The following is a 12418-nucleotide window of genomic DNA, read 5'->3' on the forward strand; positions in this document are numbered from 1 at the left end:
ACGGCCTCAATGCAACCGCAGTAGATTTGCCATGATGCTCATTCGCCGACTGTGTGCCGCCGTCCTGCTAACCGCTGTCAGCAGCTGGGCCGTTGCGCCCGCCAGCGCCGCCGATGCGGTCTATCCGCGCGGGATCCGAGTCGGGATCGTTCCGCTCGACGGCCTGACCCAGTCGCCGAGCTTCGTCGGCTTCGAGTCGGCCGATCACGGCGTCAAGGTGCTGCTCGCGGAGCTGCCGCCGGCGGCCTATGGCGAGGTCGAATCCGCCTTCAAGGCGACGCCCGAGGGCGTCGGCGGCGTCAAGCCGGAGAACCTGGAGACCACCGCCGGCAAGGGCTACTACACCATCGAGAAGGCCAAGGACGGCGCCGACGCCGTGCGGCGCTACTCGCTGATCGTGCCGGGCAGCGGCTTTTCCGGCTACATCGCCGTGCAGGTCGCGGAAGCCAGCGCCAAGTCCGTGTCGGACGACGACGTGCGCCGGATGTTCAGCTCGGTGACGGTGCGCAAAGAGGTGCCGGTCGACGAGCAACTGGCGCTGATGCCGTTCAAACTCGGCGACCTCAGCGCCTTCAAGATGGTGCGCACGCTGGCGCCCGGCGCGGCGCTGCTGCTCGCCGACGCCTCGGACGACGCCGGCATCGAGGCCGCGCCGTTCATGGTGATCGGACTGATCGGCTCGGCGCCGGAGAAGCCCGACGACCGCAGCCGCTTCGCCCAGCAGGCCGCCGGCATCATTCCCGGCTTGCGCGACGGTCGCATCACCATGTCGGAGCCGGTGCGGATCGACGGCGCGCCGGGCTATGAGACCAGGATCGACGCCGTCTCCGGCAAGGCCAACACCCCGGTGACGGTGGTGCAGTGGCTGCGGTTCGGCTCAGGCACTGTGGCGATGCGGATCATCGCCAGCGCGCCGCGCGAAGAATGGCCGAAGGCGTTTCCGCGCTTCCGCGCGGTGCGCGACGGCATGCAGTCGCGCTGAAACGCGGCCGTCATTCCGGATTGCGAGTTCGAAGAACGAGCAAGTCCGGAATCCATAACCCCTGCAGGGGTTATGGATCCCGGGCTCGTTCGCAGCTAAAGCTGCTCACGCCCCGGGATGACGACCCTGATATTTTCGAAGCGGATCAGTCCGACGAGGCGCTGTCGTTAGTGGACGAATTGGCCTTGGCGCCGCCCTTCGACACCGCGACCAGCGCCGGGCGCAACACGCGCTCGCCGAGCGTGAAGCCGGCCTGCACCACCTGCACCACGGTGCCGGCGGCAACCGAGGAATCCGGCACTTCGTACATCGCCTGCTGGAAATTCGGGTCGAACTTCTCGCCGATCGGATCGAACTTCTTGACGCCGTTCTTCTCCAGCGCGTTGAGCATCGAACGCTCGGTCAATTCGACGCCTTCGATCAGCGCCTTGAGGCCCGGCTCGGCGGCGGCGCGGGCATCGGCCGGCACCGCATCGAGCGCGCGCTGCAGATTATCCGCAATGTCGAGCACGTCACGGGCGAAGCCGGCGATGCCGTAGGTCCGGGCGTCGGCCACTTCGCGCGCCGTGCGCTTCCGCAGGTTTTCCATTTCCGCCAGCGTCCGCAACATCTTGTCGCGGGATTCCGCGGCCTCCTTGGCGAGCGCCTCGGTCGATCCCACCTCGGGATCGTCGGGCATGATGTAGGGCTTGGAAACCACCGGTTCGGCGGCTTGCGCCGGCTGCGCCGGAGTGTCCTTCGGTCCGTTGGGATCGGTCATCATGCTGCCTTCTGTCAAGTCGTCTTGGAAGTGTGGGATTGGGCTGCGCGGGATATCGTGGTTTGCGGCGTGAAAATCAAGCGTAACCGCAGTCTCGGACCCGGTGCTAGCCGCCCAGCATCTGGCTGACCACGCGCGCCGCGTAGTCCACCATCGGGATCACCCTCGCATAATTCAGCCGCGTCGGCCCGATCACGCCGAGCACGCCGACGATATGGCCGGCGCCGTCGCTGTAGGGCGCGATGATGGTCGAGGAGCCCGACAGCGAGAACAGCTTGTTCTCCGAGCCGATGAAGATCCGCACCCCTTCGGCGCTTTCGGCACGGCCGAGCAGGTCGATGACGCCGCGTTTGGTTTCCAGATCGTCGAACAACAGCCGCACCCGCTCGAGGTCGTCGAGCGCGTGCAGGTCTTCCAGCAGATTGGCGTGGCCGCGCACGATCAGCTGGCGGTCGTCATTGGCGCCGCCGGACCAGCTGGCGATCCCCGCCGAAATGACTTTTTGCGTCAGCTGGTCGAGCTCGGCGCGATCCTGGCTCAGCGCCGTTTCCAGCTCCAGCCGCGCCTCGGCCAGCGTGCGGCCGCGGATCCGGGCGTTGAGGAAATTCGACGCCTCGACCAGCGCCGAGGACGGCACCCCGGCCGCCAGCGTCAGCACCCGATTCTCGACCTGGCCGTCTTCGGCGACCAGCACCACCAGCGCCCGCTCGGGCTCCAGGCGGACGAATTCGATATGTTTCAGCCGCGCATTGGATTTCGCCGTCAGCACCACCGCGGCGGCGCGGGTCAGGCCGGATAGCCTTGTCAAAGCTTCGCCGAGCGCGGCCTCGACCGACTGGGCGCGGCCGACGGAAGCGAGCTGGGCCTGGATCGACTGCCGTTCCGGTTCGGTCAGATCGCCGACCTGCATCAGGGCGTCGACGAAGAACCGCAGTCCCAATTCGGTCGGCAGCCGGCCGGCCGAAGTGTGCGGCGCGTAGATCAGCCCGAGCTGCTCCAGGTCCGACATCACGTTGCGCACCGAGGCCGGCGACAGCGGCACCGTGATCAGCCGCGAGATGTTGCGCGAGCCCACCGGCTCGCCGGTCGCAAGGTAACTCTCGACGATCTGGCGGAAAATCTCCCGCGAGCGCTCGTTGAGCTGGGCCAGGCCCGCATTGGGGGCGATCAGGCCGATCGGATCGTGGTGAGCCAAAGAAGTCCTCCTCGAGCCCTCTAATTTGTCGATGCCGGGGGCCGGTTACAAGCGGCATCCGCGGCCAATGCCCTTGCCGCTGCGGCCCGCCGCCCCTAAAAGCACGCCGAGCAGCCATTTCCTGAATTTGTTGGAGGATTTCCCATGCGGCCAAGCCGTCGTGCGCCCGATGAACTGCGCGCCGTGTCGCTGGAGCGCGGCGTGGTCAAATATGCCGAAGGCTCCTGCATGGTGAAATTCGGCGACACCCACGTGCTGGTCACCGCCACGCTGGAAGACCGCCTGCCGCCATGGCTGAAGGGCCAGGGCCGCGGCTGGGTCACCGCCGAATACGGCATGCTGCCGCGCGCCACGCTGGAGCGCACCCGCCGCGAGGCCTCCGCCGGCAAGCAGAACGGCCGCACCGTGGAAATTCAGCGGCTGATCGGCCGCTCGCTGCGCGCCACCGTCGACCTGCAGGCGCTCGGCGAGCGCCAGATCACCGTCGACTGCGACGTGATCCAGGCCGACGGCGGCACCCGCACCGCCTCGATCACCGGCGCCTGGGTGGCGCTCGCCGACTGCATCGGCTGGATGAAGACCCGCAACATGTTCAAGGGCACCGCCCCGGTGCTGCGCGACAACGTGGCGGCGATTTCCTGCGGCATTTATAATGGCACGCCGGTGCTCGACCTGGATTACGCCGAGGATTCCGAAGCCGACACCGACGCCAATTTCGTCATGACCGGCGACGGCCGCATCATCGAGGTGCAGGGCACCGCGGAGAAGACCCCGTTCTCGCAGGACGAGTTCCTGGCGTTGATGGAGCTGGCGAAAAAGGGCGTCGCCCGGCTGGTCGACCTGCAGAAAATGGCGGTGGCGTGAACAATCTCCCGCAACGCCCGCGTCTGGCGTAGATTCTCGCGATGCACCGTCGAATCACCGGCCAACTCGTGATCGCGACCCACAATCCCGGCAAGCTCGCCGAGATGCGCGAACTCTTGGCGCCTTACGGCATCGCGGCGGTGGCGGCGGGCGAACTCGGCCTGGGCGAGCCCGACGAGACCGGCGACAGCTTTCAGGCCAACGCCCGAATCAAGGCGATCGCCGCCGCCAACGCCGCGCAACTGCCGGCGTTTGCGGACGATTCCGGGCTGGTGGTGGAGGCGCTCGACGGCGCTCCGGGGATTTTTTCTGCGCGCTGGGCCGGCGAGGGCAAGGATTTCACCTCGGCAATGACCCGAATCGAGCGGCTGCTGCAGGAGCGCGGCGCCACCACCGCCGACCAGCGCAAGGCGCATTTCGTCTCGGCCTTGTGCGTGGCCTGGCCGGACGGCCATCTCGAAGAGGTCGAAGCGCGGGCAGACGGCACGCTGGTCTGGCCGCCGCGCGGCACCGCCGGGTTCGGCTACGACCCGGCGTTCCTGCCCGAGGGCCATGTCCGCACCTTCGGCGAAATGACCAGCGTCGAGAAACACGGGCTGCCGCCGCTTGGCCTCGGGCTGTCGCATCGCGCCCGCGCCTTCGTCAAACTCGCGGAGATCTGCCTTGACCCGCAATGACGGCGATCCGGCGTTCGGCGTCTATATCCACTGGCCGTTCTGCCTGTCGAAATGCCCGTATTGCGACTTCAACAGCCATGTCCGCCATGTCGCGATCGACCAGGAGCGCTATTTGCGCGCCTTCGTGCGCGAGATCGAGACCACCGCGGCACGCACCCCGGGCCGCGAGGTCACCTCGATCTTTCTCGGCGGCGGCACCCCGTCGTTGATGCAGCCGTCCACCGTCGGCGGCATTCTGGATGCGATCGGCAAGCATTGGAGCATCGCCGCCGACGTCGAAGTCTCGATGGAGGCCAATCCGACCAGCGTCGAGGCCACTCGGTTTCGCGGCTATCGGGCGGCGGGCGTGAATAGGGTGTCGCTCGGCGTGCAGGCGCTCGACGATCTGTCGCTGAAAGCGCTCGGCCGGTTGCACACCGCGCAGGAAGCGATGGAGGCCGTCGCCATCGCGCGCTCGATCTTCGATCGCTATTCGTTCGATCTGATTTACGCCCGGCCGCACCAGACCCCGGCGATGTGGCAGGCGGAATTGCAATTGGCGATTGCGCAGGCCGCCGAGCATCTGTCGCTTTATCAGCTGACCATCGAGGCCGACACGCCGTTCTTCGGGCTGCACGCCGCCGGCAAATTGCAGACCCCCGACGAGGCGACCGCGCGCGCGTTGTACGACGTGACCCAAGAGGTCTGCGCCGCGCAGGGGTTGCCGTCCTACGAGATTTCCAACCACGCCCGGCCCGGCGCCGAATGCCGGCACAATCTGTTGTATTGGCGCGGCCAGGAATATGCCGGGATCGGCCCCGGTGCCCATGGCCGGCTCGACATCAACGGCATCCGCCACGCGGTTGCGACCGAGAAACGGCCGGAAGCCTGGCTGATGCGGGTCGAGGCCTGCGGCCACGGCGTGGTGGTCGACGACCGGCTCAACAGCGAAGAACGCGCCGACGAATTTTTGCTGATGGGGCTGCGGCTCGCCGAAGGCATCGATCCGACGCGCTACCAGGCTTTGTCCGGCCGCGCGCTCGATCCGCTGCGGATCGCGATGCTGCGCGAGGAGGGCGCCATCATGGTCGACCCCAACGGCCGGCTGCGCGTCACGCAATCCGGCTTTCCGCTGCTCGACGCCGTGGTGGCGGATCTGGCGGCGTAGCGAGTATTTCAAGGTCATTCCGGGGCGCGCGCCCGCAGGGCAAGCGAACCCGGAATCTTGCCGCGAGCACGGCTGCGGCGGGCACCGTGTCCCGGACGCGAGCAGCGCGCTTGCGCTGCGACGCGAGCCGGGACCGTCTCGAGCGCTGCCGTCGTAACGGCCCCGGCTCTGCAGCGCACCACGCCGCAAGTGCGGCGCGTTGCACTGCGTCCGGGGCACGGTTCCATCGATTCTCAAAAAGACCCCGCGCCTTACGCCCCAAAACTCTTCGGCGAACCGGCCGCCGGCTGGCTGCCGCCGGAGCCGACCCGCATCACCGCGAGGCCGCGCTCGTTGCTGCCGTCGGCGCGAAACCGAAACAGCCCGTCGATGCCGGCGAAGCCCGACGGATTGGTCAGCACCTCGGGCGAGAACCGCTGCGCGCCCTGGGTCCGCGCCAGCGCGGCCACCAGCGCCACCGCGTCATAGGCCAGCGTCGCGGTGCGCACCGGATCGGCGCCGTATTTGGTGCGGTAGCGTCCGGAGAAGGCGCGGAAGCCGGACGGATCCGGCGCGGCATAGAGCCCGCCCTGCAGCGCCGCGCTGCCGAACACCCTCGGATTGTCCCACAGCCCGGTGCCGAGCAGCTGCACGCGCTTGAGATCGGCGCCAGCCGCGATCAGCGCATCGGCAATGCCGACCAGGGCCTCGCCGTCATCGGCCAAAAACAATGCGTCGGCGCTGCCCAAAGCCGTGGCGATGGTACGCGCCGGCGTGGCGCGGTCGGCGCCGTATTTCTCGAAGGCGACGATGCGGCCGCCCTTGCGGGCGACCGCCTGCTTGAAGGCGGCCTCGACCACGTTGCCGTAGGCGTTTTCCGGCAGAAGTGCTGCGAACGACTTCTTGCCGGTGGAGGCGGCGTAATCGACGATCCGGATCACGTCGGATTCCGGCAGGAAGCTCAACAGATAGACGCCGCGGCCGGCGACGCTGGAATCGGTGGAGAATGCGATCACCGAGACGCCGCGGGCCCGCGCCAATTGCGCGGTGGCCGGCACCGCCAGCGCGAACAACGGCCCAAGAATGATTTCCGCGCCCTCGTCGAGCGCCTGCTGGGTGCCGGCCTGGGCGCCCTGCGGATTGCCGGCGTCGTCCTTGATCAACAGCTGGATGTTGGGATTCTGGAATTCGGCCAGCGCCAGTTCGGCGGCGTTCTTCATCGATTGCGCGGCGACGCCGGCATTGCCGGGCGCCGACAGCGGCAGGATCAGCCCGACCTTGACCTGGCCGGTGCCAGCCGCGGCCGGCGGCTGCGCGGGACCCGGTTCCGGCTGCGGCGCCGATGAGGAAAACGGTCCGGTGATCGATTGCTGCACGCCGGCGCAGGCCGACAGCAGCGGCGCGCCGAGAATCAGCCCGACCGCGGCGCGTCGGGTGTGTCCCGGCTTGGATGAATCGAGCGGTCCCGGCATAGCATTTCTTCCACTGACCGACTTCGTCGGCCCGGACGAACTCCGGACGCAGGACGGATTCAGTCATATTGTCAGCGAATGGTTAAGTAAAACAAAAGGTTTATGTTGAGGCGGAGCGCCGCGCAATTCCCTGTGCGCTTTTGCCGAAATCCTCCTAGATTGCCGCCATGCACGCCACCCCAGGTTCCTCAGATACCCTGCCCGATCCCACCGCACCGAGGCAGCGCAGCTTCGCCATCGCCGGCCAATTGCTGAGCGCGCCGCGCGCGGTGCCGGGGTTGCATCTGGTCGCCACCCCGATCGGCAATCTCGGCGACATCACGCTGCGGGCGCTGGAAACCCTGGCCGGCGTCGACATCATCGCCTGCGAGGACACCCGAATCACCCGGCGGCTGACCGAGCGCTACAATATCCATGCCTCGCTGAAACAATATCACGAGCACAACGCCGCGCAGGCGCGGCCGAAGATTCTGGAGAAACTGGCGCAAGGCTGTTCGATCGCGCTGGTGTCGGACGCCGGCACCCCCTTGATCTCCGACCCCGGCTTCAAGCTGGTGCGCGAGGTCACTGCCGCGGGCTTCAGCGTGTTCGCGCTGCCCGGCCCGTCCTCGGTGCTGACCGCGCTGGCGGTGGCGGCGTTGCCGACCGACAGGTTCTTCTTCGAAGGGTTTCTGCCGTCGAAGCAGATGGCGCGCCGCGCGCGGCTCGCTGAACTGGCGCGAATCGACGCCACGCTGGTGCTGTTCGAATCCGGCAACCGCATCGAGGACACCTTGCAGGACATGGCTTTGGTGATGGGCACGCGCGACGCCGCGATCTGCCGCGAACTCACCAAGCTGCACGAAGAGGTGCGCCGCGCCCCGGTTTCGGAGTTGGCGCAAAGCGCCGGCGCGCTGGAGACCCGTGGCGAATTCGTGCTGGTGATCGGCCCGCCGGCCGCCGACGCGCAGGTGATGGCGGCGCAGGATCTCGACGATCTGTTGCGCGGCGCGTTGCAGCAGGGCAGCAGCGTCAAGGACGCCGTCGCACAAGCGGTCGAGGTCTCCGGCCGGCACCGCCGCGAAATCTATGCGCGGGCGCTCGAATTGGCCAAGCAGGGCGAAGCCGACCATGGCGAAGAGTAGCGACGCGCCGTCGCCGCCGCACGTCGCAGCCCCCGAGCGGGTCGCGGCGTTCCGTACTGGGCTATCGGCTGAGGCGCGCGCGGCGGCCTATCTGACCGAGGCCGGCTACGCCATCGAGGCGCAGCGCTTCCGCACGCCCTATGGCGAGATCGACATCGTGGCGAGGCTGCGCAATCTCGTCGCCTTCGTCGAAGTCAAAGCCCGCGCAAAACTCGACGACGCCGCCTATGCGGTGACGCCGAAACAGCAACGCCGCATCATCGCCGCGGCGCAAGCCTGGCTGATGGCGCATCCCGAACACGCCGACTTCGAGCTGCGCTTCGATGCCGTGCTGATCGCACCGCGCGCGCTGCCGCGGCATCTGCCGGCGGCGTTCGACGCCAGCCCCTAACGACCTCCCCTCCCGAAACCGGATTCCGCCCATGACCTTGAACGTCGCCGTCCAGATGGACCCGATCGACCGCATCAACATCCGCGGCGATTCCACTTTCGCGCTGTTGCTGGAGGCGCAAAAGCGCGGCCACCGGCTGAGCTACTACACGCCGGACAGGCTGTCGCTGCGCGGCAACGATCTGGTCGGCAGGGTGCAGTCACTCAGCGTGCGCGATCAGTCCGGCGATCACTTCACGCTCGGCGAGCCCACCCGCGTCGCCATGACCTCGTTCGACGTGGTGCTGCTGCGGCAGGATCCGCCGTTCGACCTCGCCTACATCAGCAACACGCATTTCCTCGAGCGCATCCATCCCGACACGCTGGTGGTCAACGATCCGTCGAGCGTGCGCAACGCGCCGGAAAAGCTGTTCGTGATGGACTTTGCCGACCTGATGCCGCCGACGCTGATTTCGCGCAATCTCGAGGAGATCAATTCGTTTCGCGCCGAGCACGGCGCGGTGGTGATGAAGCCGCTGCACGGCCATGGCGGCGCCGCGGTGTTTCGCGTGTTGCCGCAGGACATGAATTTCGGCTCGCTGTTCGACATGTTCTCGGTGACGTTCCGCGAGCCCTGGGTGATCCAGCGCTTCCTCCCCGAAGTGAAGCACGGCGACAAGCGCATCATCCTGGTCGACGGCGAATTCGCCGGCGCGGTGAACCGTGTGCCGGCCGAGGACGATTTGCGCTCCAACATGGTGCGCGGCGGCGCCGCGGCGGCCACCGACCTGACCGAACGCGAACGCGAGATCTGCGAGCGGCTCGGGCCGCATCTGCGGCAGCGCGGGCTGTTGTTCGTCGGCATCGACGTGATCGACGGCCATCTCACCGAGATCAACGTCACCTCGCCCACGGGGATTCGCGCGATCGCCAAGCTCGGCGGCCCCGACGTCGCAGCCAAAATCTGGGACGTCATCGAGGCCAAGCGGCGGTAGGCCGCCGCGGCGATTCGTTCCTCGAATGTTCTTGTCGGATTGCGTGTCCTGCGCTAGCTTTGCACGCGAAGGGCAGGGCCATGGTGCAGCGAGTATCCACCGTCGCATTTGAGGGGATCGAGGCGAGAGCGGTCGACGTGCAGGTGCAGGTCGCGCCCGGGCTGCCGGCGTTCTATCTGGTCGGGCTGCCCGACAAGGCGGTGTCGGAAGCCCGCGAGCGGGTGCGCTCGGCGCTGATCGCCTCAGGCCTGGCGCTGCCGGCGCGGCGCATCACCGTCAACCTGGCGCCGGCCGATCTGCCCAAGGAAGGCAGCCATTACGATCTGCCGATCGCGCTGGGATTGATGGCGGCGATCGGCGCGATCCCGGCCGATGCTTTGGCGGGCTTCACCGTGCTCGGCGAATTGGGTCTCGACGGCTCGATCGCCCCGGTGGCGGGCGTGCTGCCGGCAGCGATCGGCGCCAATTCCCGCGATGAAGGGCTGATCTGTCCCGCCGCCTGCGGCTCCGAGGCGGCCTGGGCCAGCCCCGACATCCAGATCATCGCGGCCAACTCGCTGATCCAGATCGCCAATCATTTCAAAGGTACGCAGCTCCTGAGCCGGCCGCAGCCGAAGGTGCACGAGGCGCCGGCCTCGCTGCTCGACCTGCGCGACATCAAGGGCCAGGAAAGCGCCAAGCGGGCGCTGGAGATCGCCGCGGCCGGCGGGCACCACCTTCTGATGATCGGCGCGCCCGGCGCCGGCAAGTCGATGCTGGCGGCACGGTTGCCGTCGATCCTGCCGCCGCTGTCGCCCTCCGAGCTATTGGAAGTCTCGATGATCGCCTCGGTGGCGGGCGAGATCCGCGACGGCGCCTTGACGGCGCGGCGGCCGTTCCGCGCGCCGCATCATTCCGCCTCGATGGCGGCACTGACCGGCGGCGGCCTTCGCGCCAAGCCCGGCGAAATCTCGCTGGCGCATCAGGGCGTGCTGTTCCTCGACGAACTGCCGGAATTCGAGGCTCGCGTGCTGGATTCGCTGCGCGCGCCGATGGAGAACGGCGAGGTCGCGGTGTCGCGCGCCAATCACCGCGTCACCTATCCGGCGCGCTTCATGCTGGTCGGCGCGATGAACCCGTGCCGCTGCGGCCACGCTTACGACCCGGGGTTTGCCTGCAAGCGCGGCCGGCTGGAGCGCTGCACCGCGGACTATCAATCGCGGATTTCCGGGCCGCTGATGGACCGCATCGACCTGCGCATCGAGGTGCCGGCGGTGACCGCCGCCGACCTGATCCTGCCGCCGCCGAGCGAAGGCTCGGCAGAAGTCGCAGCCCGCGTCGCCGCCGCCCGCGACGTCCAGCGCCAGCGCTACGCCGCCGCCGGGCTGCCGCAGGTCCGCACCAATGCCGAGGCGCCGGCCGCGGTGCTGGAAAAGATCGCGCGGCCGGATACGGCCGGCGCCGCGTTGCTACGCGACGCCGCCGAGACCATGCAGCTGTCGGCGCGCGGCTATCACCGCGTGCTGCGGGTCGCCCGCACGCTGGCCGACCTCGACGGCGCCGACACCATCGGCCGGCTGCATCTCGCCGAAGCCTTGTCGTATCGGGCGCTGGCCGAGGATCTGCGCCGCGCCGCGTGAGCGGCGCGCGGGAGCCCGTGCGGCGCGCTGGGCATGTGATGCGCTGGCCTATGGGCCGCGGCGCGGGTGAGTCGTCGCCGGGACGGTCCCGGCTCGTGTCGCAGCGCAATTGCGCTGCTCGCGTCCGGGACACAGGACGAAGGAGGTGAGGACCTGCGTGCTGTCTTTCGGTCGAGCCCCCCCGAACCACGAGCGTCATTCCGGGGCGCGAGCCCATGGGCGAGCGAACCCGGAATCTTGCCGCGCACGCCTGCCACACGACCCGCCGCGAAGCCTGGCATGCAATGGCCGAGCCTTGTTGCGAGATTCCGGGTTCGCTCGAGCTGACGCTCTCGCGCCCCGGAATGACGGCTTTGGTTTCGGTTTGGCGAGCCGGTAGCTGATCCGACATCCTGTCCTATTGGGGCGGCTGCGCTGCTCTGATCATCGGCCACTCTTCAACCAGGCGTCCAACTAACAAGACCACAGCCCGGTCCTACGCCTGCCACGCGGCTCAGTTGCAAATCACCGCCGCCGTCAATCCCCTGGTAACGACTTTCGTTTACGCTTCGCGAACCATAGCCACAGTTTGTCGGCTGCCGAGCGAGTGCGTATCATGTTGCGTTTCGGAATTCTCGCCTCCACCCTGCCGTTGCTGCTGCTCGGCGTGTTCGCCGGCGGCGAAGCCAGCACCGCCCCGCGGCCCTGCATCGCGCTCGGCGACGGCGCCGCCGAGCTGGCGCCCTCGCCCTGGCAGGCCGGTTTGCATGTCAGCTTCACCGACGACGCGACCCGCGCCAATGTGCGGGTGCAGCTCGTCGATACGGCGGATCAGGCCGATTTCACCGTGGTCGACGACATCGACGCCGCCGAGCCCGCCGGCTGCGACGGCGGCGGCGGACCGGCGCGGCTGATCGCGATCACGCCGACGCCGTCCGGCGCCGACCCGGTGATCCTGCTGTCGCGCGACGGCGATGCCGACTACCGGATCTTCGTTCGCTCCCGGCGCATCACCGCGCGTGAGGCGGCCGCCTTGATCGTCGGCGCCCACGGCAAGCCGCCGCATGTCGTTGCGTCCTTGGACGGCCGTTCTTAAGCCACGGTCAACCCTGTTCGCAGCGGCGCGCGTCGCGGCGTGGCATCGCAAGCTCTTTGCAACGTTGTCCCGGCATCTTGCCAGCCAAGCTGGGCGTGAGCGGTCCGTCCCGGCTCAGAACGACGACGCATGACGAGGTTGCCGGTGAGTGGAGATTTCG

At 68.1% G+C, this 12418-nt stretch carries 12 protein-coding genes; 9 read left to right on the top strand and 3 right to left on the bottom strand.

Annotated features, from left to right (window positions below; all coding sequences use genetic code 11):
* Positions 1-31: 31 nt before the first annotated feature.
* The gene (locus tag HNR60_RS15920) at positions 32-982 is read left to right on the top strand and encodes a hypothetical protein (protein WP_184259210.1); all 951 of its coding nucleotides are present in this window, start codon (positions 32-34) and stop codon (positions 980-982) included.
* Positions 983-1127: 145 nt separating this feature from the next.
* Here the strand turns inward: HNR60_RS15920 and grpE are convergent, their stop codons facing one another.
* On the bottom strand, positions 1128-1742 hold the full coding sequence (gene grpE / locus HNR60_RS15925; RefSeq protein ID WP_184259212.1) for a nucleotide exchange factor GrpE: 615 nt from the start codon (positions 1740-1742) through the stop codon (positions 1128-1130).
* 106 nt (positions 1743-1848) lie between these two features.
* Positions 1849-2937 carry a heat-inducible transcriptional repressor HrcA gene (hrcA, locus tag HNR60_RS15930; protein ID WP_184259214.1) on the bottom strand — a complete coding sequence of 363 codons (1089 nt, stop codon included), beginning with the start codon at positions 2935-2937 and terminating at the stop codon, positions 1849-1851.
* Between the two features lie 144 nt (positions 2938-3081).
* Here hrcA and rph point away from each other — a divergent pair, with 144 nt between their 5' ends.
* Genes rph through hemW form a run of 3 tightly spaced genes read left to right on the top strand, consistent with a single transcriptional unit; the run spans position 3082 to position 5625 of the window.
* Positions 3082-3801, top strand: coding sequence for a ribonuclease PH (gene rph, locus HNR60_RS15935; protein WP_184259216.1), 720 nt, complete (start codon positions 3082-3084; stop codon positions 3799-3801).
* A 41-nt stretch (positions 3802-3842) separates the two neighbouring features.
* Positions 3843-4478: an RdgB/HAM1 family non-canonical purine NTP pyrophosphatase gene (rdgB, locus tag HNR60_RS15940; RefSeq protein ID WP_184259218.1), complete on the top strand. Its 636-nt coding sequence runs from the start codon at positions 3843-3845 to the stop codon at positions 4476-4478.
* Entirely contained in the window at positions 4465-5625 is a 1161-nt protein-coding gene (gene hemW, locus HNR60_RS15945; protein ID WP_184259220.1) for a radical SAM family heme chaperone HemW, read from the top strand. The genes rdgB and hemW overlap by 14 nt, the downstream gene beginning before the upstream one ends.
* A gap of 251 nt (positions 5626-5876) precedes the next feature.
* Here hemW and HNR60_RS15950 read toward each other — a convergent pair whose 3' ends face one another.
* Positions 5877-7076, bottom strand: coding sequence for a penicillin-binding protein activator (locus tag HNR60_RS15950; RefSeq protein ID WP_184259222.1), 1200 nt, complete (start codon positions 7074-7076; stop codon positions 5877-5879).
* 167 nt (positions 7077-7243) lie between these two features.
* On the opposite strand from HNR60_RS15950, the gene rsmI reads away from it, so the two are divergent.
* From rsmI to HNR60_RS15975, 5 genes are all read left to right on the top strand, one after another.
* Positions 7244-8200: a 16S rRNA (cytidine(1402)-2'-O)-methyltransferase gene (gene rsmI / locus HNR60_RS15955; protein ID WP_184259224.1), complete on the top strand. Its 957-nt coding sequence runs from the start codon at positions 7244-7246 to the stop codon at positions 8198-8200.
* Entirely contained in the window at positions 8187-8591 is a 405-nt protein-coding gene (locus tag HNR60_RS15960; RefSeq protein ID WP_184259226.1) for a YraN family protein, read from the top strand. The genes rsmI and HNR60_RS15960 overlap by 14 nt, the downstream gene beginning before the upstream one ends.
* 31 nt (positions 8592-8622) lie before the next feature.
* Positions 8623-9564 carry a glutathione synthase gene (gene gshB / locus HNR60_RS15965; protein WP_184259228.1) on the top strand — a complete coding sequence of 314 codons (942 nt, stop codon included), beginning with the start codon at positions 8623-8625 and terminating at the stop codon, positions 9562-9564.
* An 80-nt stretch (positions 9565-9644) separates the two neighbouring features.
* Positions 9645-11183, top strand: a complete 1539-nt coding sequence (locus HNR60_RS15970; protein ID WP_184259230.1) for a YifB family Mg chelatase-like AAA ATPase — start codon at positions 9645-9647, stop codon at positions 11181-11183.
* A 595-nt stretch (positions 11184-11778) separates the two neighbouring features.
* Positions 11779-12258, top strand: a complete 480-nt coding sequence (locus tag HNR60_RS15975; RefSeq protein ID WP_184259232.1) for a hypothetical protein — start codon at positions 11779-11781, stop codon at positions 12256-12258.
* Positions 12259-12418 lie beyond the last annotated feature (160 nt).

It is taken from the genome of Rhodopseudomonas rhenobacensis (assembly GCF_014203125.1).
In the GTDB taxonomy this organism is placed as follows: Bacteria; Pseudomonadota; Alphaproteobacteria; order Rhizobiales; family Xanthobacteraceae; genus Rhodopseudomonas_A; species Rhodopseudomonas_A rhenobacensis.

Excerpts from the sequence above, each read along its gene's own strand:
- HNR60_RS15920 (WP_184259210.1), top strand. The coding sequence starts at position 32 with ATGATGCTCATTCGCCGACTGTGTGCCGCCGTCCTGCTAACCGCTGTC.
- grpE (WP_184259212.1), bottom strand. The coding sequence starts at position 1,742 with ATGACCGATCCCAACGGACCGAAGGACACTCCGGCGCAGCCGGCGCAA.
- rph (WP_184259216.1), top strand. The coding sequence starts at position 3,082 with ATGCGGCCAAGCCGTCGTGCGCCCGATGAACTGCGCGCCGTGTCGCTG.
- rdgB (WP_184259218.1), top strand. The coding sequence starts at position 3,843 with ATGCACCGTCGAATCACCGGCCAACTCGTGATCGCGACCCACAATCCC.
- HNR60_RS15950 (WP_184259222.1), bottom strand. The coding sequence starts at position 7,076 with ATGCCGGGACCGCTCGATTCATCCAAGCCGGGACACACCCGACGCGCC.
- rsmI (WP_184259224.1), top strand. The coding sequence starts at position 7,244 with ATGCACGCCACCCCAGGTTCCTCAGATACCCTGCCCGATCCCACCGCA.
- HNR60_RS15960 (WP_184259226.1), top strand. The coding sequence starts at position 8,187 with ATGGCGAAGAGTAGCGACGCGCCGTCGCCGCCGCACGTCGCAGCCCCC.
- gshB (WP_184259228.1), top strand. The coding sequence starts at position 8,623 with ATGACCTTGAACGTCGCCGTCCAGATGGACCCGATCGACCGCATCAAC.
- HNR60_RS15970 (WP_184259230.1), top strand. The coding sequence starts at position 9,645 with ATGGTGCAGCGAGTATCCACCGTCGCATTTGAGGGGATCGAGGCGAGA.
- HNR60_RS15975 (WP_184259232.1), top strand. The coding sequence starts at position 11,779 with ATGTTGCGTTTCGGAATTCTCGCCTCCACCCTGCCGTTGCTGCTGCTC.